The sequence below is a fragment of the Microbacterium sp. NPDC090014 genome, assembly GCF_044748285.1.
Classification (GTDB): domain Bacteria; phylum Actinomycetota; class Actinomycetes; order Actinomycetales; family Microbacteriaceae; genus Microbacterium.
The window spans coordinates 2105903-2125631 of record NZ_JBIVFS010000001.1 but is presented as its reverse complement, the minus strand read 5'-3'; the positions used below and the strand labels follow the sequence as shown (position 1 = coordinate 2125631).

The following is a 19729-nucleotide window of genomic DNA, read 5'->3' as shown; positions in this document are numbered from 1 at the left end:
GAGCAGGGTCACCAGCCCAGGGTGCCGGGTGCGCCCTTGAAGGGGCCGACGACCGTCGACGTGACCCACCCGCCGTAGAACCCGCCCGGCTGCGGTGTGACGACCTCGTCCCCCACCGTGCACTCGTCCATCGGACCCGCATAGACGGCGACCCGGTCTGCCAGCATCTCGAAACCTCGAGAGGGATTCGGGTAGTTCCAGGCGGCCCCGGCCGCCGTCTGCGCTCCACCTCGCACATCGAGGTAGCGTGCGGCTCCCTTGAACTCGCAGAACGAGGAGCCCGGCGCGTCAGAGAGCGAGCCCGCGGTGAAGTCGGCGATCGGCAGGTAGTACACGGGAGGATGGCTCGTCTCGAGGACTCGCACCGCGTCGCGCGTGTCGGCGATGAGCTGGCCGCCGAGGCGGACGGTGATGCGCGCAGCCACGGGCTCGATCTTCGGCGGTCGAGGATAGTCCCAGACGGATTCCTGACCGGGCGAGGGCACGAGAGGGCGGGGTCTGCGCATCTGTTCACTGTACGTCGCACGGTGTTGACTGGGGCCATGTCAGAAATACCGATGTTCCCGCTGGGGTCGGTGCTCTTCCCGTACACCCCGCTCCCGCTCCGCGTGTTCGAGCCGCGGTACCTCACCATGATCGGACAGCTGCTCGACGAGGACGACCCTCAGTTCGGCGTCGTGCTCATCGAGCGCGGACATGAGGTCGGCGGTGGCGACCGCCGCAGTGGAATCGGCACGATGGCGCGCCTGGTGAGCGTGGCGGCCGATGCCCAGGTGCTGCACACCCTGGCGGTCGGCACGGCACGCTTCACCGTCGACCAGTGGCTCGACGAAGCTCCTTACCCGCGCGCAGAGGTGACCCCGCTGCCCGAGCTGACCTGGAACGACGCCCTCACCCCCCTGCGCACCGAAGCCGAGGCGATCGTGCGCCGGGTGCTGGCACGCACCGACTCGCCCTGGGACGCCGACACCGAGCTGTCGGAAGAACCGCTCGCGGCCGCCTGGCAGCTCGCCGCCATCGCGCCGCTGGGCGAATACGACCAGTACACGCTGCTGCAGTCCAGCACGGTGGGCGCTCTGCTGCGTCAGGTGATCGATCTCACGCTCGACGCCGAGGCGCTCTGGACAGCGGAGTGACACGTCTTCTGCTCGTCGCGGGAATCGCGGGCGCCGCGGAGAGCGACCGCCTCACTCGACCGTCGGGCTGACCCGCTGCGCCCGCTTCTCCCGAGACGAGGCGATGAGGCTGGCGACGGTGGCCACGGTCATCGCCACGACGATGACGCCCAGCGACACCATGTTGTCGATGTCGGGAACCCACTCGACATGCTGACCGCCGTTGATGAACGGCAGCTCGTTCTCGTGCAGCGCGTGAAGGATCAGCTTGATGCCGATGAATCCGAGGATGACCGCGATCCCGTAGTGGAGGTAGCGCAGACGATCGAGCAGATCACCGAGCAGGAAGTAGAGCTGGCGCAGACCCATGAGCGCGAAGATGTTCGCGGCGAAGACGAGGAACCCGTTGGTGGTGATCTCGAAGATCGCCGGGATCGAGTCGATCGCGAAGATCAGGTCGGTGACGCCGATCGTGATGAACACGATGACCATCGGCGTCCACATGCGCTTGCCGTCGACGGTCGTGCGCAGCTTCGAGCCGTCGTACTCCTCGCTGATGTCGATGCGGCGCCGCAGCAGGCGCACGATGAAGTTCTCCTTCTTCACATCGTCTTCGTGCTCGCCCTCGGGCATCGCCTGCTTGATCGCGGTGTAGATGAGGAAGGCACCGAAGATGTAGAAGATCGGCGAGAAGTGCTCGACGATCGTGACGCCGACGAGGATGAACGCTCCGCGGAGGACGAGGGCGATGATGATGCCGACCATCAGCACCTGCTGCTGCAAGCGTCGCGGCACCGCGAACTGCGCCATGATCAGCACGAAGACGAAGAGGTTGTCGATCGAGAGGCTGTATTCGAGCGCCCAGCCGGTGATGAAGTCGCCGGCGTTTCGCCAGCCTGCGACGTTTCCGAGAAGAACCGCGAAGAGCAGCGCGAGTCCGACGTAGAACACCACCCACAGGGTCGACTCCTTGGTCGAGGGGATGTGGGGACGAAGTCGGATCAGAAGCAGGTCGCCGATCAGGATGATCGTGAGGACGATCATCGAGGTGATCTCGAACCAGACAGGGATTTCCAAGGGCGTACAGCACCTTTCGGGAGGGTCGGAAAAACGCCGAAAGTCTCTCCCACGCACAGAGTGCGTCGCACGACCGGAGCAGCGATGTCGGTGCTCGTGATGACGGTGGATGCGCTTGCGGGATACTCCCTCTCGCCTCAGCAATGGTAGCGGAGTCGAAGACGCTTGCGGATGCCGCCGGCACCGATCTGAGACGATGGGGCGTCGACCGACACTTCCTGGGTGAGAGACACCGAACGGAATCGGGATGCCAGTGCAGACGAGTGACCAGAGAGTGGCGGCGCGGGCCGCGGCAGGTGACGAGAGCGCCTTCCGCGAGCTGTACCGCGCGTACGCCCGCCCGGTCTACTGGATCGCACACGGGATCGTCGGCGCCGCCGCGGATGCCGAGGACGTGACTCAGGAGACCTTCGTCACGGCGTGGCGGAAGCTGCCGGGGTTCGAGCTGCAGGGAGACTCCATCCTCCCGTGGCTCGCGACGATCTGCCGCTTCCAGGCCGCGAACCGCCTGCGCCAGCGCAGACGCGACCAGGCCAACACCGCGGATGCGGTCGATGAGACCCTCCCCTCGACGGTCAGCGTGGAGGAGCAGGTGATCACCGCGGACCTCGCAGAGCGGATCGCGGCGGAGGTCGGCACCCTCAGCGACCTCGATCGCGCGATCTTCCGCCTCTGCGCCGCGGAAGGCTACGCCTACCAGGCTGCGGCCGAGGAGCTCGGCGTGAGCCACGCCATCGTCCGGAACCGTCTCTCCCGAGTCCGCACCCGACTGCGTGGTGCCGTGAAGGAAGCGAGCGACGCATGAACGACACCTCCACCGAGCCACTGCCCGAGCTCACCGATGCCGCAGTGGAGCGCATCGAGAGAGCCGTGTTCGAGGACATCGCCGCCGAGCTGCCGCGGCAGTCGCCTGCAGAGAAGCGCGGTCGCGTTCGTCGTCGTCGGTGGCTCACCGGCACCGGCATCGCCGCGGCGTTCGTCATCGGCGTCCTCATCACCCCGCCCATCCTCACCGCGGTCGGCGGTTCGGCGACGAGCTCGGCCGACGGCGGGGGCGTGACTGTCGTCGAGGACGCTCGCTCGGGCGCCGTCGACCAGAGCGCGCCCTCGGCTCTGACCGAGTCAGCCGAGTCGGGCGCGGTCGCCGGAGATGTCGCAGCGGGTGATCGTGAGATCATCGCCACGGCCAACGCCACGGTGGAGGTGAAGGACGTCTCGGACGCCGCGGTCGCCATCGGGGCACTCGCAGAGTCGCATGGCGGCTACGTCGAGAGCACCGAGATCGGCGGTACCCCTGCCGTGGACGCCTCCTCCGATCCTGTCGCCGCGGACTCGGAGTACGGCTGGATCAGCATCCGCGTGCCGTCGGCGGATCTTCCCGCCGTCATCGATGAGCTCACCGAATCCGGCGAGGTGCTCTCCTCCTCCATCGCGCAGCAGGATGTGACCTCGACCGCGATCGATCTGCGAGCGCGCATCGATGCGACCAGGGCATCCGTCCAGCGACTCAGCGAGCTCATGTCCCAGACCGGCACCGTCGCGGAGCTCATCGAGGCGGAGGTGGCGCTGACCGATCGTCAGGCGCAGCTCGAGTCGTACGAGCAGCACCTCGCCTCGCTCGAGGACCAGGTCGCGATGTCGAGTCTCTCGGTGCAGCTGACCCGCACCGCCGCGCCGACGACGGCCGATCCCGCAGGATTCTCCGATGGGCTCGTCGCGGGATGGAACGGGCTCGTGGTCTCGCTGAACGCCCTGGTGGTCTCTGTCGGATTCCTGCTTCCGTGGCTCGCCGTGGCCGGGCTGGTCGTGCTGATCATATGGGGCGTCCGCCGAGCACGCCGCGGTCGTCGAGGCTCCGACGCGGCGGGTACCGACAGCTGAGATCACCCGTCAAATCTCGGATTTCCGGGGTATACAAGAACTCTTGTGAGAATCGGGAACCGGTTCTAACGTGACGTTCATGGAAGACATCTCGGTCGTCACCGCCGTGCACCACCCGCTGCGCCGACGCATCTACGACTACCTGCTGCTGTACGGCACATCGCAGGTGACGGCACTCGCCCGGTCGCTCGATGCGCAGGTCGGCAGCATCAGCCATCATCTGCGCATGCTGGAGCGGGCGGGCCTCGTCGAGCGCGCCGAGGACCCGTCGGGCGACCGGCGCACGAGCTGGTGGAAGATCGCCCGTCGCGGCCTGACCTGGTCGGCGGAAGACTTCGCGGACTCCCCCGCCGACGCGCTTCTGGCGCGCGAAGCGCAACGGCAGAGCATCCGGATGCAGATCGAGCGCCTCCAACGCTGGCAGCGCCGGCACGATGATCCGGCCGTCGCCGGCTATGACGCCTCGAACACCGAGACCACGGCCTGGGCGACGCCGGACGAGCTGCGCGACCTCAACTCGAGGCTGTCGGCGACGCTGAAGGACTGGCGCGACTCGGTCGATCTCGAAGACGGGCAGCGGCGGACACCGATCTTCTTCTTCGCGCACGCCTTCCCGACGACACCATGACCGCCGCAGACCCTGTGCAGCTCGTCGAGCCGCCGGCGTTCCGACGAGACCATCGAGTGCATGCGTGGATCCTCGTCAAGGCGCTCTCGGACGCGGGCGACGCCCTGTGGACGATCGCGCTGGCGTGGACCGCCGTGCAGACGGCCTCGCCTGCGGTCGCAGGACTCATCGTCGCCGCCGGCACTCTGCCTCGTGCGGTCGTCCTGCTGTTCGGCGGCATGATCGCCGACCGCGCGGACGCGCGCCGAGTGATGATGCTGTTCAACGCCGTCCGGGTGGGCGTTCTCGTGACGGTGGCGCTCTGGGTGCTCTCCGCGCCGCCCACCGTGGGTGTGCTCCTCCTCGCCGCCATCGCATTCGGCGTCTGCGACGCCTTCTACGAGCCCTCGGCGGGCACCGTCGCCCGCCAGCTCGTGCGAGCCGCTGACCTGCCGTCCTACGGCGCTCTCTCGCAGACCGCATCGCGACTCGGAACGATGGCCGGCGCGGCCGTCGGCGGTGTGATCGTCGCGTCCGCGGGCCTCGTCGGAAGCGCGGCGGTGAACGCGGTGACTTTCACCGTCGTCATCGCGTTCATCGCCATCTGGCTCAGACCGCGGTTCCTGCTCGCACGGGCAGACCGACAGTCCGCTCTTCGCGACATCGCGGGTGGATTCGCCCACCTCGGCGCACATCCGACCACCCGCACGCTCGTCATCGCCCTCTCGGGGCTCAACCTCGCGGTCGGTCCGGCCGTCGGGATCGGCCTCGCGCTCCGAGCACACGACGAAGGCTGGGGCGCGCCGGCTGTAGGGCTGTTCGAAGCTCTGTTGGGACTCGGCGCGGCGATCGGCGCCGTGTCCGTCGCCAGGTGGCGGCCTCGGCGCGAGGCACGCGCGGGATTCCGTGCTCTGATGCTGCAGGGAATGGCCATCGTCGCACTCGGCTGGGGTCCCGCGTGGAGTGTCGGAGTCGCTGCCTTCGTCATCGGTGCGACCGCCGGCTACGCATCGGTGCTGCTCAGCGCCACGTTCTCGGCAACCGTCGACACCGCGTACCTCGGCCGCATGAGCTCCATCACCCGGTTGGGCGACGACTGCCTGATGCCGCTCGCGATGGCCGCGTTCGGTCTGCTCGCGTCGACCACCGCGCTCTGGGTTCCCTTCGCCCTCTTCGGTGGAGCGATGACGGCATCGATGGTGGCGCCGTTGGCCAACCCCGCGTTCCGGAGCATGTCGCTGCGTACAGCCGTCGGATCCACATGATGGATGCGGAGACGACGAAAGCCCTCGGAGAACCGAGGGCTTTCGCTTGTTGTGACCCCAGCGGGATTCGAACCCGCGTTACCGCCGTGAGAGGGCAGCGTACTAGGCCGCTATACGATGGGGCCGTCTGACGGAACGTTTCCGTGCCGCGACAACTGTTCAAGTATGCCACGACGATTCTCACGTCGCCAAATCGAGCGGGGCGGTCTTCAGATCCCGGGCGTGGCGCACCTGCCGAGGGGTTTGCCACGGCGCCCCGGAAGGAGTTGACTCATCTCATGCGCGTCACCAAATTCGAACATGCCGCTCTTCGCATCCAGCAGGGCGATGACGTCCTTCTCCTCGACCCGGGCTCGTTCACGTCTCCCCTGAACGATCTCTCGGGTCTCGTCGCTGTCGTGATCACTCACGAGCACCCCGACCATTGGACCCCCGAGCACCTGGATCGGATCCTGCGCGCAGCCCCCGGCACCCCGATCTACGCCCCGGCGGGCGTCGCGCGCGCCGCCGACGGCTATGACATCTCCGTGGTCGCTCCGGGCGAGACGGTGGAGGTCGGTGCGTTCACGCTCCGCTTCTTCGGCGGCACGCATGAGGTGATCCACTCGTCACTGCCGGTGGTCGAGAACGTCGGCGTGCTGATCAACGATGTCTTCTACTACCCGGGCGACTCGTACGCGATCCCCGAGGGCGTCGAGGTCGGCACTCTCGCGGCACCGCTCGGCGCGCCGTGGCTGAAGATCGGCGAGGCCATGGACTACGTCCTGGCCGTGAAACCACGGCGGGCGTTCGGCACTCACGACATGACGCTGTCCGTCGCGGGCAAGACGATGCACCGGCAGCGGCTGCAGTGGGCGACCGAGCAGGGCGGCGGCGAGTTCTCGATACTCGAACCGGGCGACTCGCTCGACATCTGACGTGGCGGACTCCCCCTCTGCCGAGTACTCGCTCGACGAGGGCGGCGTACGAGATCTCCTCCGAAGCACGGACCCCGCCCTCGCCGAGCTTCCGCTGAGGCTGTTCGCCGACGGCTGGGACAACTCGATGTGGCGCCTCGGCTCCGAACTCGCCGTGCGACTGCCTCGACGCGATCTCTCGGTGCCGCTCATCACCCACGAGCAGCGTGCCCTGCGCACGATCGGCCCGGCTCTCGCCGCCGTCGGCATCCGTGCGCCCGTCCCCGTGATCGTGGGCGAGCCGAGCGCGCACTTTCCGCGACCCTGGTCCGTTCTGCCCTGGATCCCCGGAACGACGGCGCTCGCCTCCTCCCGCCCGAACAACGCGACCTGGGCGCCCCGACTCGCGGACGCCCTGCGCGCGCTGCACGTGGCCGCGCCGGTCGATGCTCCCCGCAACCCGGTGCGCGGACGCGCCCTATCCACTCGAGACGCCGCCATTCAGCCACGTCTGGACGCGTTCGACCGCCGGACGGCACTGCGCGACGCCTGGGCCGCGGCACTCGCAGCGCCGCCCGCATCGGAGCAGGTCTGGATCCATGGCGATCTGCACCCGGGCAACGTGCTCGTCGCCGACGGCACGCTCACCGCGCTCATCGACTTCGGCGATGTCACGGTCGGCGACCCCGCCTACGACCTCGCCTCGGCCTGGATGCTCTTCGACGCCTGCGGCCGAAAGGCATTCCGGCGAGCGACGAGGGAGCGTTACGACGACGCCACCTGGACCCGCGCGAGAGGCTGGGCGGCGTACATCGCCCTCGTCCTGATGACTCAGAGCGATGACAGGCCCGAGTACTTCGCCGTCGGAGTGAGCACGGCCGACGCGCTCGAAGAGGACTAGCTCTGCGCGGCTCGAATGCGCAGAGCTCGCGCCAGGTGGTCGCGCTGTTCGATGACGATCCGGCGCAGAGCGGCGGGCGCCATGTCGTTGTCCGCGAGCCAGGCATCCACGGCATCGAGTGTGGGCGAGGCGGGGAAGAGTCCGACCACGAGGCGTTGCGCCAGCTCGATGCTCCGTGTCGCCCACGCATCGCCGATCCGCCCGAAGTACTCGGCATCGAACCTCTCGATGAGATCGCGGCGTCCTCCGGATCGGAACCCGCCGATCACCGCGTCGAGATGATCGTTGCTGAGCGATCCGTCGTTCCACGCCGCGTCCCAGGCGGCAGCCCGGACGTCCGGTTCGGGACGCGAGGCCAGGGCCCTGCGGGCAGCGGTGCGTCCGCTGCCCGTGTCGTCGGACTCCAGCTCCGCGGCCACCGCATCGGCATCCGCGTGTCCCGTGGTGACGAGGGCGGTGAGGAGCTGCCACCGCAGATCCGGGTCGATCGTGAGCCCGTCGGGGGCATCGCCATGCAGGATCGCGCGGATGTCGTCTGCACGCACATCGTCGAAAGCTGATGCCGATGCGAGCGCACGCGCCCAGGAGAGCTGTGCATCGCTGCCGGCATCGGACGCCTGGAGCGCAGTCCACGCGGTCTCGACCCATGCTGTCAATTCACGCTGTCGCGCGTCATCGCTCGCGTAGTTGCGGATCGCGAAGAGCGTATTCGCGAGGATGCCGGCGAGAAGGCCGATGTTCGACTCCCGCGGAGCGTGGGCACGAACGATCTCGGCGTACCGAGCGACCGCGAGCTCGCCGTCGCGGGTGGCGTTCCAGAGCGATGACCAGATGACAGCCCTGGCGAGAGGATCGTCGAGCGAAGACAGTGATTCCCGCACCGTCGCCAGAGAGGCGTCGTCGAGACGCACCTTGGCATAGGTGAGGTCGTCATCATTGAGGAGCACGAGATCCGCAGCCGGGATGACGACCGGTGTCCGCTCGTCGTCGATGTCGAGCGCGATCTGATCGCGACGGACGACCCTCCCGTCGACACGATCGTAGAGACCGATGCGCAGGCGGTGCGGCCGAGGGTCGCTCTGCATGACGGCGGCGCCGCCGTCGGCATCCCGCTCCACCCACAGCGTCGAGACCCCGGTGGTCTGCAACCAGGCACGCGACCAATCGGTCATGTCCCGCCCGGAGACCGCACTCAACTGCACGAGGAAGTCGTCGAGGGTCGTGTTGCCGAAGGCGTTCGCCGCGAAGTACCGCCGCGCGCCCTCGAAGAACGCCTCGTCGCCGACGAACGCGACGAGCTGCTTGAGCACGGCGGCACCCTTGGCGTAGGTGATGCCGTCGAAGTTCAGCTTCGCCGCCTCGAGATCGGGGATGTCCGCGACGATCGGGTGCGTCGTGGGCAACTGGTCCTGCTGGTACGCCCACGCTTTGCGGTTCGCAGCGAATTTCACCCAGGCGTCGTGGAAGCGCGTCGCCACCGCCGAGGCGTGCGAACCCATGTAGTCGGCGAACGACTCCTTGAGCCACAGGTCGTCCCACCACTTCATCGTGACCAGGTCGCCGAACCACATGTGCGCCATCTCATGCAGGATCGTGTTCGCGCGAGCGGCACGCTGGGCATCCGTGGCGGCCCCTCGCGACAGGTAGGACTCTGTGAATGTCACGAGGCCGGGGTTCTCCATCGCGCCGAGGTTGTATTCGGGCACGAAGATCTGGTCGTACTTGCCCCAGGGATAGGGGTAGGCGAACGCGTCGGTGAAGAAATCGAGACCCTGGCGGGTGATCTCGAGGATCTCGTCCGACTCCAGGTACTGCGCGAGGGACTGTCGCGCGAACAGGCCCAGCGCGATGCGCTGATCGTCGCGCTGCCACTCGCCGTCGACTCGAGCGTAGGGTCCCGCCGCGATGGACGTGATGTAACTGGAGATCGGAAGCGTAGGAGCGAACTCGACACGTTGCACGCCGACGCCGGCGTCGACGCTGACCGCCGCCTGGTTCGACAGCACCTGCCAACCCGCCGGAGCATCGATCACGAACGTGTAGGGCGCCTTGATGTCGGGCTGCTCGAAGCAGGCCATCACCCGTCGCGCGTCGGCGGGCTCGTACTGCGTGTAGAGGTAGGTGCGGTCGTCGGCCGGGTCGTGGAACCGGTGCAGGCCTTCGCCGGATCGGCTGTAGCTCGCGACAGCTTCGACACGGACGACGTTCTCGGTCCCGAGGCCGCTCAGCTCGATGCGCGACCCGTCGTAGACGACATCGCGGTCGACGCCGTTGACGACGACCCTCTCGACACTCTCTCCGATGAAGTCCACCCAGGTCGAGTCCGCCGTCGCGGCGAAATCCAGGGTCGTGGTCGTGGAGAACCCGCTGCGTGCCCGCTCCGGTGCACCCGTGAGGTCGAGTTCTACGCGGATGCTGCGCACGGAGACGGCGGCGGATCGCGCCGCGGTCTCCTCTCGGGAGAGATTGGCTGTGTCCATGCCTCCATCCTTTCATCCGCGTTCCCGCCCTGCCGAACCTACGTACGTTGCCTCACGCAACAGGAGAGCGTAGAGTTGCGCTATGCAACATCAGACCGGGTCAGACGAACGCCGAACCGACAGCGCCGCCGTCCTGAAGTCGCTCGTCGCCATCACGCGGCGCGGCCTGGTCGACGCCCGCGCGGGAGAGCCGACGCTCTCGATGACCGACCAGTCCATCGTCATGGCGATCGCCGACCAGCCCGGGATCCGGTCGACGGACATCGCCCGGATGTTCCGGCTGAACCGCTCGACCGTTTCGCGTCAGCTGTCCGCACTCATGTCTCTCGGCCTCGTGCAGGAGACCCCTTCGAACTCCGGACGCGGCCGACCGCTCGAGCTGACCGCCGAGGGCGAAGAGGCATTCCGCGGCACACTGCGATCGCTGCAGGACGTCATCGACGCCCATCTCGCGCAGTGGACGGATGACGAGGTGCAGCGCTTCGCGCATGATCTCCGGCGTTTCGACAGCGGCGACGAACAAGCCTGACCACGGCCCACAAGGCCACCAGAGGAAGAAGAGAAATGAAGAACATCACTGTTCTCGGCACCGGCGTGCTCGGATCGCAGATCGCGTTCCAGACCGCCTTCCACGGTTTCGACGTCGTCGCATACGACATCGATCAGTCCGCGCTCGATCGCGCGGCCGAACGATTCGAGGGTCTCGCCTCGCGCTACATCGCAGACGGCGTGGAGAATGCCGCTGACGGCGGCGCGAAAGCCGCGATCGACCGCATCCGGCTCACGTCCGACCTCGCGGATGCAGCCGCTGCGGCTGACCTCATCATCGAGGCGGTGCCCGAGAACCTCGAACTCAAGCAGAGCATCTACCGGACCCTCGCCGACGCCGCACCGGCGACCACGATCTTCGCGACCAACTCCTCGACCCTCCTGCCGAGCGCGCTCGCGGAATCGACGGGTCGCCCCGACCGGTTCCTCGCCCTCCACTTCGCGAACGAGATCTGGTCGCACAACACCGCCGAGGTCATGGGAACCCCCGCAACCGACCCCACCGTCTACGAGACGGTCGTCGAGTTCGCGACGCAGATCGGGATGGTCCCCATCCAGATCAAGAAGGAGAAGGCGGGCTACCTGCTGAACTCGCTGCTCGTGCCCTTCCTCCAGGCCGGGGCCGAGCTGCTCGTCGACGGCATCGCCGAGCCCGCGGACATCGACGCGACCTGGCGGATCGGCACGGGCGCGCCGGCAGGCCCCTTCGAGATCTACGACATCGTCGGTCTGACGACCGCCTACAACATCTCGCGCATGGGCGGCGAGAAGCAGCAGCGCTTCGCAGACCTGCTCAAGGAGCAGTACATCGACCACGGCAAGCTGGGGGTCGCGACGGGCGAGGGTTTCTACACCTACCCTCGCGAGAGCTGACGCCCCTCACCGCCCGAGGAGCTTGCGGATGGCAGTCTCCGGCGACACCGACAGGTCGAGAGTGCGACCGCGCGCGTAGAGCCGGAAGACCCGCGGGTCGATATAGCTCCCTCGGGCGACCGCGAGAGTGTTGCCGAGCGCCGACGCCGTGGCCTGCACAGCGAGGCGCTCGGCGCGCCGTCGATCGGTCTTCGTCTCGAGTCGGCCGATCCGCGCCAGCGCGTCCGCCGCGAGGATCGTACCGTGCAGCGTGCGGAAGTCCTTCGCGGTGAACGACGATCCCGCCACCTGCCGCAGATAGTCGTTGACCTCGCTCGAGGTGAGGCGCACGCGGCGACGGCCCTTGCGATAGGCGAGCAGCGGAGCCTTCGGCGAACCGACGGCGAACTCCGACAGCGCCTCGGCGAGCGGCGCATCGGTGATCTCGATCGAGGCGAGCTGCTTGCTCTTCGCCGGGAAGCTGAGCGCGACCGTACTCCCGTCAATCCGCACGTCCCGTCGCCGAAGCGTGCTCAGGCCGCGACTGCCGTGTTTCACCAGGTAGCGCTCCGAGCCGATGCGCAGTGCAGCGTCGTCCAGCAGCCGGAAGGAGACGGCGAGGGCGCGTTCACGTGTCAGTCCCGGTTCACCGATGGCACGGGTGACCTTCGCCCTGGCGGCGGGCAGCGCCTCGGCCAGTTTGAGCGCCCGGGCGAACTTGCGCTGATCTCTGCCGGTGCGCCAGAGGGGATGGTAGAGATACTGACGTCTGCCCGCATCGTCTGTGCCGACCGCCTGAATGTGAGCGAGGGGGTCGGCGGCGATCCACACGTCTTTCCACGCGGGAGGTATCGCGAGGTCCCGGATGCGCTCTCGATCGGCCTCGGCCACGGGCGTGTTACCGGCATCGACGTATCGGAAGCCGGAGCCCGATCGCACGCGTCGAATTCCCGGCGTCTCGCCGGGGACGACTCTCGTGAGTGCCATTGGCATCCTCCCTGTCATGCCGCGTCGGGCATCTGCGATCACGATGCCCGGCCCGGCGACGGCAGTGAAGGGCATGGCGCGACACGGGTGCGCTCTGCTAGGCGATATCTCCCTCCGGACGGCATGCTCCGTCGGCAGCGGCATCGCGCCGATCGGATTGTCCGGGCACCCGATGGTCTGCCATCCTCGTGACTATGGCGATGTCATTCGAGGAGTTCCGTGCGTCCCTGACCCGTGCAGATCTGCGCGCCCCACTCGGGTTGCAGCTCACCGACCTCGAAGCCCGACAGGTGGCCGACGATACCGCGTCCGCTCAGAGCTGGTACGCCTACTGGGTGTCGACTCAGCCGACCGCTCCCCCGCCGCCCACGGGCCCCGCATACGACGCACCTCCTCCGGCGTACGACGCACCTCCTCCCGCATACGACACGGCGCCCGTGTACGCCACGCAGGCCCCGGCGCCAGCAGGCCCGCAGGTGTACCCGGGATACACGGCCGCGCCCGACGGCCCTCCGGGTCAGAAGAGGCGTGTCGGTCTCTGGGTGGCGCTCTCGATCGTGGGCGCGCTCCTTCTCATCGCGGCGATCGTCGTGATCTTCGCCTTCGCCACGGCGCGACACTGGACCAAGACCGATGTACCCGAGCAGCCAGAGACCTTCCGCAGCGAGGAGTACGAGACCGGGCGCTACGACGTCACGATGGACAACGTGAACCCCTGCAGCGTGAACCAGGACTGGACGGACTGCACGAACCTCATGGTCGCGACCTACACGGCAGCCTGCGTCGATGTCGAGCTCACCGAGAGCGCGACCCGCCTGTGCGCCGAGTACCGCGCGGCGATAGACGAGATGAAGGCGCAGGACGGCGACGGCTACTTCGTGGCCACGCTCGGCAGCTATGGCAGCCTTCACCGGACGCCTGAGATCGATACACGTCAGGTGTCGAACGACGACTACGAGCCGGCCGTCACGCACGAAGCGGTGTGCTACCTCGGGTTCATCGGAGAGTGCGAGTAGGCACGCATCCAGTAACGACAAAACCCCCGCCTGAGCGGGGGTTTTTGTCTTGCTGGGGTACCTGGACTCGAACCAAGAACAACGGAACCAGAAACCGCCGTGTTGCCAATTACACCATACCCCAAGGGCGAAACCGGAGTCTCGCACCGAGAGTCAAGCTTACCCGAGCCGCGGCCCTAATGCCAAAACGCCGCCGTTCGTCCGGGCGCGTCGCGGGCGGAGATGACGAGGGAGAGCACTCATCGGCGACTCTCCCTCGTCGACCAGGCCGTCTCAGCCGGCCAGGAACTCCGACAGCAACCGGAGCCGTCGCAGCGACTCGTCCTTGCCCAGGAGCTCCATGGACTCGAACAGCGGCGGCGAGATGCGGCGTCCCGTGATCGCGACACGCGGAGGACCGTAGGCGACACGCGGCTTGAGCTCGAGGCTCTCGACGAGCGCCGCTGCGAGAGCCTCCTGAATCTTCTCGGGCGTGAAGTCGGTCACCGGCTCGAGAGCCACCACGCACGCGTCGAGAACCTCGCCGGCGTTCGCAGGGAGCCCCTTGAGCGCGTCGGCGTCATACGAGACGTCGTCGGAGAAGAGGAAGCCGACCATGCCGGGCACGTCCCCGAGCAGCTGCACGCGCTCCTGCACGAGCGGGGCGACCCGGAAGGCGAGCACGAGCTCTTCGTGAGTCGGCTCGTCGAAGAGGCCGGCGGCCGCGAGGTACGGGATCGTCCTCTCGGCGAAGTCCTTCTCGTCGAGCTTGCGGATGTGGTCGCCGTTGATCGACTCGGCCTTCTTCTGGTCGAACCGAGCCGGGTTCGGGTTGACGTCCACGATGTCGAACGCCTCGGTGAACTCCTCGAGCGTGAAGACATCGCGGTCGTGACCGATGGACCAGCCGAGCAGCGCCAGATAGTTCAGGAGACCCTCGTGGATGAATCCGCGATCCCGGTGCAGGAAAAGATCCGCCTGAGGGTCGCGCTTGGAGAGCTTCTTGTTACCCGTCTCGCCGAGCACGAGCGGCATGTGAGCGAACCGCGGGACGAACGTGGTGACGCCGGCGTCGATCAGGGCCGCGTACAGCGCGAGCTGACGAGCCGTGGAGGGCATCAGGTCTTCGCCGCGCAGAACGTGCGTGATGCCCATGAGCGCGTCGTCGACGGGATTCACGAACGTGTAGAGCGGGATCCCGTTCGGACGCACCACCACGAAGTCCGGGAAGGAACCGGCGGGGAAGGTCACCTCACCGCGGATCAGATCGACGTAGGTGAGGTCCTCGTCAGGCACGCGCAGTCGGAGTGCCGGCTGACGACCCTCCGCGCGGAAGGCGTCCTTCTGCTCGGTCGTGAGATCCCGGTCGTGATTGTCGTAGCCGAGCTGCTTCGCGCGTCCGGCCGCCTCGTTGCGGGCGTCGATCTCCTCCGCCGTGGAGAAGCTCTCGTACAGGGCGCCGGAGGCGAGGAGCTTGTCGATCACGCCGCGATAGATGTCGTGACGCTCGGACTGGCGGTACGGGGCATGCGGCCCACCGACCTCGACGCCCTCATCCCAGTCGATCTTGAGCCAGGTCAGAGCGTCGACGAGCTGGCGGAAGCTCTCCTCACTGTCGCGCGCGGCGTCGGTGTCCTCGATGCGGAACACCATCTTCCCGCCGTTGTGGCGGGCGTACGCCCAGTTGAAGAGGGCCGTGCGGACCATGCCGACGTGCGGCAGTCCGGTGGGCGAGGGGCAGAAGCGGACGCGTACGTCGGAGCCGCTGGCGGTCGTGGTGAGGGGGTGCGGGGTAGCCATATCCCCTCGATTCTAGTTGCCGGGTGGCGTCTCGACCTCCCCGATCGCCAGCGGTCGCGGGCCGCTCAGGAGGGGTCACCGTGGGTAACAGTCCCTCACCCTGGGTAACAACCCGCATTCGACGCCGACGCGCTTCTATCGTTGCCGCATCGACCAACCGGAAGGGTGACAACATGACAATCACGGATGCAGTGACGACAGGCCTCAGCGATCGCTGGCGCGGCACGCCAAGACCTCAGACCAGCCTCGAGTGGATCGACCGCGCCGAGGAGGTGGCCGACATCCTCGCGGTGGATGCCGTCGAGCGGGACCGCGCGAATGCGACCCCTCGGGCCGAGGTCCAGCTGCTCAAGGACTCGGGGCTGGTCACCCTGCTCGGCCCTCGCGCCCACGGCGGCGCCGGTGAGAGCTGGGACACCGCCTACAAGGTGATCAGGGCGGTGGCCCGCGGCGACGGGTCGATCGGACAGGTCCTCGGGTATCACTACCTCTGGGCGTGGGCGGCCCGTCTCGTCGGAACCGAAGAGCAGATCGCCGCGGTCGAGGAGCTGTACACCGCGAACGACTTCGTCTTCGGCGGCGCGGTCAACCCGCGCGACTCCGACTTGGTGATCCGCGAAGACGGCGATGATCTCGTGTTCTCCGGGCGCAAGTCCTTCTCGACGGGCGGCCAGATCTCGGACCTGACCGTCCTCGAAGGCGTCCTCGAAGGCACCGAGACGCACATCTTCGCGATCGTCCCCACGGCTCAGGAGGGGATCGTCTTCGGAGACGACTGGGACAACCTGGGGCAGCGACTCACCGAATCGGGCTCGGTCGAGATCCGCGACGTCCGAGTCCCCTGGTCGGTGGCAGCCGGCTTCGTCGACCGGGTGTTCCGCCCCTTGACCTACAACACTCTGAACGTGCCGACCATCCAGCTCGTCTTCGCGAACTTCTACCTCGGCATCGCACAGGGTGCCCTCCAGACGGCATCCGCCTACACGCGATCTGTGACCCGCCCGTGGCCGTACGGCGGCGATGACAAGCAGCACGCGACAGACGAGTGGTATCTGCTCGAAGGCTATGGCGAGCTGGCATCGAAGCTGTGGGCCGACGAAGCGCTGCTCGATGCCGTGGGCGCCGAGATCAGTGCGGTGCTGCACGCCCCGCGCGAAGAACTCACTGCACGTCGACGTGGCGAGATCGCCGTGCGCATCGCGGCGGGGAAGCTGCGCATCGTCGACGACGGCCTGGAGGTCGCCACGAAGATCTACGAGCTCACCGGCGCCAGGGCCTCGGCCAACTCGGTCGGCCTCGACATCTTCTGGCGCAACCTGCGCACGCACAGCCTGCACGACCCGATCGCGTACAAGAAGCGGGAGGTCGGCGACTACGTGCTGCGCAACGAGGTGCCTGAGCCGACCTGGTACACCTGATCGCCGCGATTCAGGTGCTCCTCGGTGCCGCGCTCACGGAGGCGGTCGCGGCACCGGGGAGCCCTGGGCATTCTGCCCTGGGCGGTCTAGCCTCGCGGCGCGACGGCGACCGCCGCAGAATGCGCCAGCGGCAGGCGTCCGGCGATCGACCGCTCGGCGCACACGAACTCGAAGGCCGCGCGGAACGAGCGCCGACCGGCGTCGTCGAGCGCACGGTAGAACTGACCGGCTCCCCCGACGCCTCCCTCGGCGGACGCCCACAGCGCAGTCGCATCGGCCGACCACGTCCAGGTGATCTCAGACACCTGCGGGCGCGGCCAGCCCGCGTCGTCGAGCATCCTCGCGAAGCCGTCGACGGTGCGCTCGAAGTCCCTCTCCGGCGGCAGTCGCTCCCCCGTCGCAGGAATGAGTGCCGCACGCTCGCACACCTCCCGCCAGAGCCAGGTGGGCGAGTTCGTCCAGATCGTCGCCGACACCAGATCTACGGAGACGCGGAGGAGCTCCGCCGCGGATGCTCGGGGGTCGGCGACGTGGTTCAGCACGAAGTTCGCCACGACGACGTCGAACTGGCCGTCCTCGAAAGGCAGGTCAGGCAGCGTTCCGTCGCGCACCGGAATCTCGGGATGCTCGCGCAGCGCGACGTCTCGCATCGTCGGCTCGGGCTCGCATCCGGTCGCATCCCAGCCGGCATCGGCGAATGCGGCCGTGAGCATTCCTGTGCCCGACCCCACGTCGAGCAGCGTCCGTTTCCCAGGGGTTCCGAACGCTCCGAGCAGGGCCTCCGCGGTCCCGACGCAGAGCGACGCGTAGGAGTCGGCGTATGCGCGCCCGGTGCCCGTCCAGTCCTTCATCCGCGCGAGCGGCCGAGCGGCGACAGCGCGACGATGGCGATGACGATCACCGATGCCGCGATCCCGAGCCCTGCGTACTGGAAGTTCGCGAGCACCACACCCGCGAGCACAGCGCCTGCTGCGGCCGAGAGGCTCATCAGCGAATCGCTGCGGCCCTGCCTGCGCGTGCGGATCTCGGAGGCACTCGACTCGGTCAGCAGCGCGGCCCCTGCCACCGTCGCCGCGCTCCATCCGAGTCCCAGCAGGATGAGAGCGACGATCACGCCCCACTCCCGATCGTTCGCGAAGACGGCGAACGCGAGCGCCCCGCCGAGAAGGATCTGCCCCAGCAGAACCACGCGCAGCCGGCCCCATCTGTCGGCGAGGATGCCGAAGACGGGCGACAGCGCGTACATGCCTCCGACGTGCAGGGCGATCGTGATGCCCACGAGAGCCGAGACATCGGCCGGGGTGGGCGCCATGCCGTGTGCACCGTGCGCCATATGGGCGAGGTGGACCGGGGTCATCGCCATGACGGAGGCCATCACCACGTGCGAACCGGCCACCGCGAACATCGCGTAGCGCGCGACCACAGGTCGGTCGGCGACGACGGCGCCCGTCGCCTTCGCGGCCGCCGAGGCGAGCCGCTGCGCTGCCAGAAGCGGGTCGGGGCGGAGCGCCACGAGGTACAGGGCGAGCGCGACGCACTGAGCGACGAACGAGAAGGCGTAGGAACCGGTCTGTGGCGGCATGCCGATCGCCGCCCCGACGATCTCCCCCGGCCCCAGCAGCAACGGCCCAGCGACACCGCCGATGGTGGTCGCCCAGACCACGATCGACAGATCCCTTCCGCGATGCCGTGGTGCGGCGAGGTCGGTCGCGGCGAACCGCGACTGCAGATTGCCCGCATTGCCGGCGCCGATCATCAGGATGCCGACCAGCAGCAGCGGGAACACCCGCACCGACGCCGCGAGGATCACCACCGCGATGCCGACGAGTGCGAAGAGGTTTCCCAAGGTGAGGGCTCGGCGTCGGCCCACCTTGGCAGCCAGGCGCGCGAGCGGGATGGCGCACAGCGCGGCGCCGAGGGTGACCGACGCCGTCGCGAGCCCCGAGAGGGCGTCGCTGCCCGAGATGTCAGCCGCAAGCAGAGCGCCGAGAGACACCGTCGCCCCGAAGGCGATCCCGCCCAGTACCTGCCCTGTGGAGAGAACCAGCACGGTTCGCCGCTGCACCGCCGCCTGCTGAGCAGCCGTGAGGGCGACGCCGGTCATGATGCGCGCACGGCGTCGCGCACGGTGTTGCGCAGGATACCCAGTCCGGTGATCTCGACCTCGACGGTGTCCCCGGCGACGAACTCCCCCACACCTGCGGGCGTACCCGTGAGGATGACGTCGCCGGGCAGCAGCGTGAAGGCCGCCGAAGCATGCTCGATGATCGCCTCGACCGAGTGGATCATGTCGGTGAGCGGCGCCTTCTGCCGCACCTCGCCGTTGACGCGGGTCTCGATCGTCGCGACCGAGGGGTCGAAGTCGGTGCTGATGGTCGGGCCGAGAGGGCAGAAGGTGTCGAAGCCCTTCGCCCGAGCCCACTGACCGTCCTTGCGCTGGAGGTCTCGCGCGGTGACGTCGTTGGCGATCGTGTAGCCGAGCACGTGATCGAGGGCATCCGCGGCCTTCACGTTCTTCGCGACCCTGCCGATCACGACAGCGAGCTCACCCTCGTACTCGGTCTGCTCCGAGATCGAGGGGCGCACGATGGCGTCTCCCGGGCCGATGACGGCGGTGTTGGGCTTGAGGAACAGCAGCGGCTCCTCGGGGGCGACTCCGCCCATCTCGGCGGCGTGATCGTGGTAGTTCTTGCCGACGCAGACGATCTTGGAGCGCGGGATCACCGGAGCGAGGATCACCGCGTCCGCGATCGGCACCCGGTCACCCGTGGGTTCGTAGCCCGCGAAGAGCGGATCGCCGGAGAGGACGACGAGGTCGGTGTCATCGACGATCCCGAAGAGGATGGCGTCGTCATGGCTGAATCGGGCGATCTTCATGCCACCAGCCTATCCAGCGTGATGCACGA

Annotated in this window: 19 protein-coding genes and 2 tRNA genes; 11 read left to right on the top strand and 10 right to left on the bottom strand. The window is 67.9% G+C overall.

Annotation, left to right across the window (positions count from 1 at the left end):
* Nucleotides 1-8: 8 nt before the first annotated feature.
* The gene (locus tag ACIPV5_RS10030; protein WP_400340948.1) at nucleotides 9-506 is read right to left on the bottom strand and encodes a DUF427 domain-containing protein; all 498 of its coding nucleotides are present in this window, start codon (nucleotides 504-506) and stop codon (nucleotides 9-11) included.
* Nucleotides 507-542: 36 nt separating this feature from the next.
* Between ACIPV5_RS10030 and ACIPV5_RS10025 the strand changes: the two genes are divergently transcribed.
* A complete protein-coding gene (locus tag ACIPV5_RS10025; protein WP_400340947.1) occupies nucleotides 543-1136 on the top strand; it encodes an LON peptidase substrate-binding domain-containing protein in 594 nt (197 codons plus the stop codon).
* Between the two features lie 51 nt (nucleotides 1137-1187).
* On the opposite strand, the gene ACIPV5_RS10020 is transcribed toward ACIPV5_RS10025, so the two are convergent.
* On the bottom strand, nucleotides 1188-2192 hold the full coding sequence (locus ACIPV5_RS10020) for a TerC/Alx family metal homeostasis membrane protein (RefSeq protein WP_053095882.1): 1005 nt from the start codon (nucleotides 2190-2192) through the stop codon (nucleotides 1188-1190).
* Between the two features lie 247 nt (nucleotides 2193-2439).
* Here ACIPV5_RS10020 and ACIPV5_RS10015 point away from each other — a divergent pair, with 247 nt between their 5' ends.
* The 4 genes from ACIPV5_RS10015 to ACIPV5_RS10000 all read left to right on the top strand — a co-directional run bounded on the left by ACIPV5_RS10015 (nucleotide 2440) and on the right by ACIPV5_RS10000 (nucleotide 5945).
* A complete protein-coding gene (locus tag ACIPV5_RS10015) occupies nucleotides 2440-2997 on the top strand; it encodes an RNA polymerase sigma factor (protein ID WP_056278648.1) in 558 nt (185 codons plus the stop codon).
* Nucleotides 2994-4073: a DUF4349 domain-containing protein gene (locus ACIPV5_RS10010; RefSeq protein WP_400340946.1), complete on the top strand. Its 1080-nt coding sequence runs from the start codon at nucleotides 2994-2996 to the stop codon at nucleotides 4071-4073. Before ACIPV5_RS10015 ends, ACIPV5_RS10010 begins: the two co-directional genes overlap by 4 nt.
* 79 nt (nucleotides 4074-4152) lie before the next feature.
* A complete protein-coding gene (locus tag ACIPV5_RS10005) occupies nucleotides 4153-4701 on the top strand; it encodes an ArsR/SmtB family transcription factor (protein WP_400340945.1) in 549 nt (182 codons plus the stop codon).
* Nucleotides 4698-5945 carry an MFS transporter gene (locus ACIPV5_RS10000; RefSeq protein WP_056278645.1) on the top strand — a complete coding sequence of 416 codons (1248 nt, stop codon included), beginning with the start codon at nucleotides 4698-4700 and terminating at the stop codon, nucleotides 5943-5945. The genes ACIPV5_RS10005 and ACIPV5_RS10000 overlap by 4 nt, the downstream gene beginning before the upstream one ends.
* Nucleotides 5946-5997: 52 nt before the next feature.
* Here ACIPV5_RS10000 and ACIPV5_RS09995 read toward each other — a convergent pair.
* Nucleotides 5998-6070, bottom strand: a tRNA-Glu gene (locus ACIPV5_RS09995).
* 153 nt (nucleotides 6071-6223) lie between these two features.
* Between ACIPV5_RS09995 and ACIPV5_RS09990 the strand changes: the two genes are divergently transcribed.
* The gene (locus ACIPV5_RS09990; RefSeq protein ID WP_053095878.1) at nucleotides 6224-6862 is read left to right on the top strand and encodes an MBL fold metallo-hydrolase; all 639 of its coding nucleotides are present in this window, start codon (nucleotides 6224-6226) and stop codon (nucleotides 6860-6862) included.
* Between the two features lies 1 nt (nucleotide 6863).
* Complete coding sequence (locus tag ACIPV5_RS09985; RefSeq protein ID WP_400340944.1) at nucleotides 6864-7742, top strand: aminoglycoside phosphotransferase family protein; 879 nt, start codon at nucleotides 6864-6866, stop codon at nucleotides 7740-7742.
* Here ACIPV5_RS09985 and pepN read toward each other — a convergent pair.
* Nucleotides 7739-10222 (bottom strand): aminopeptidase N, encoded by a 2484-nt coding sequence (pepN, locus tag ACIPV5_RS09980; RefSeq protein ID WP_400340943.1) that lies wholly within the window; start codon nucleotides 10220-10222, stop codon nucleotides 7739-7741. The two genes, ACIPV5_RS09985 and pepN, sit on opposite strands and share 4 nt — an antisense overlap.
* An 82-nt stretch (nucleotides 10223-10304) precedes the next feature.
* On the opposite strand from pepN, the gene ACIPV5_RS09975 reads away from it, so the two are divergent.
* Together ACIPV5_RS09975 and ACIPV5_RS09970 are read left to right on the top strand one after the other, a co-directional pair.
* Entirely contained in the window at nucleotides 10305-10751 is a 447-nt protein-coding gene (locus ACIPV5_RS09975) for a MarR family winged helix-turn-helix transcriptional regulator (RefSeq protein WP_400340942.1), read from the top strand.
* A 35-nt stretch (nucleotides 10752-10786) separates the two neighbouring features.
* Nucleotides 10787-11644 carry a 3-hydroxyacyl-CoA dehydrogenase gene (locus tag ACIPV5_RS09970; protein WP_400340941.1) on the top strand — a complete coding sequence of 286 codons (858 nt, stop codon included), beginning with the start codon at nucleotides 10787-10789 and terminating at the stop codon, nucleotides 11642-11644.
* A gap of 6 nt (nucleotides 11645-11650) precedes the next feature.
* On the opposite strand, the gene ACIPV5_RS09965 is transcribed toward ACIPV5_RS09970, so the two are convergent.
* On the bottom strand, nucleotides 11651-12610 hold the full coding sequence (locus tag ACIPV5_RS09965; protein ID WP_372983609.1) for a DNA topoisomerase IB: 960 nt from the start codon (nucleotides 12608-12610) through the stop codon (nucleotides 11651-11653).
* A gap of 194 nt (nucleotides 12611-12804) precedes the next feature.
* Between ACIPV5_RS09965 and ACIPV5_RS09960 the strand changes: the two genes are divergently transcribed.
* Nucleotides 12805-13626, top strand: a complete 822-nt coding sequence (locus tag ACIPV5_RS09960; RefSeq protein ID WP_400340940.1) for a hypothetical protein — start codon at nucleotides 12805-12807, stop codon at nucleotides 13624-13626.
* Nucleotides 13627-13678: 52 nt separating this feature from the next.
* Here ACIPV5_RS09960 and ACIPV5_RS09955 read toward each other — a convergent pair.
* Nucleotides 13679-13750 (bottom strand) — tRNA-Gln (locus tag ACIPV5_RS09955).
* A gap of 149 nt (nucleotides 13751-13899) precedes the next feature.
* Nucleotides 13900-15405, bottom strand: a complete 1506-nt coding sequence (gene gltX, locus ACIPV5_RS09950) for a glutamate--tRNA ligase (protein WP_056278639.1) — start codon at nucleotides 15403-15405, stop codon at nucleotides 13900-13902.
* A gap of 173 nt (nucleotides 15406-15578) precedes the next feature.
* On the opposite strand from gltX, the gene ACIPV5_RS09945 reads away from it, so the two are divergent.
* Nucleotides 15579-16823, top strand: coding sequence for an acyl-CoA dehydrogenase family protein (locus tag ACIPV5_RS09945; RefSeq protein ID WP_400340939.1), 1245 nt, complete (start codon nucleotides 15579-15581; stop codon nucleotides 16821-16823).
* Nucleotides 16824-16909: 86 nt separating this feature from the next.
* Here ACIPV5_RS09945 and ACIPV5_RS09940 read toward each other — a convergent pair whose 3' ends face one another.
* The 3 genes from ACIPV5_RS09940 to ACIPV5_RS09930 are packed head-to-tail and all read right to left on the bottom strand — an operon-like array spanning nucleotide 16910 to nucleotide 19700.
* Nucleotides 16910-17674, bottom strand: coding sequence for a class I SAM-dependent methyltransferase (locus ACIPV5_RS09940; protein WP_400340938.1), 765 nt, complete (start codon nucleotides 17672-17674; stop codon nucleotides 16910-16912).
* Complete coding sequence (locus tag ACIPV5_RS09935) at nucleotides 17671-18927, bottom strand: MFS transporter (protein ID WP_400340937.1); 1257 nt, start codon at nucleotides 18925-18927, stop codon at nucleotides 17671-17673. The genes ACIPV5_RS09940 and ACIPV5_RS09935 overlap by 4 nt, the downstream gene beginning before the upstream one ends.
* Nucleotides 18924-19700, bottom strand: a complete 777-nt coding sequence (locus ACIPV5_RS09930) for a fumarylacetoacetate hydrolase family protein (RefSeq protein WP_187249545.1) — start codon at nucleotides 19698-19700, stop codon at nucleotides 18924-18926. The genes ACIPV5_RS09935 and ACIPV5_RS09930 overlap by 4 nt, the downstream gene beginning before the upstream one ends.
* Nucleotides 19701-19729 lie beyond the last annotated feature (29 nt).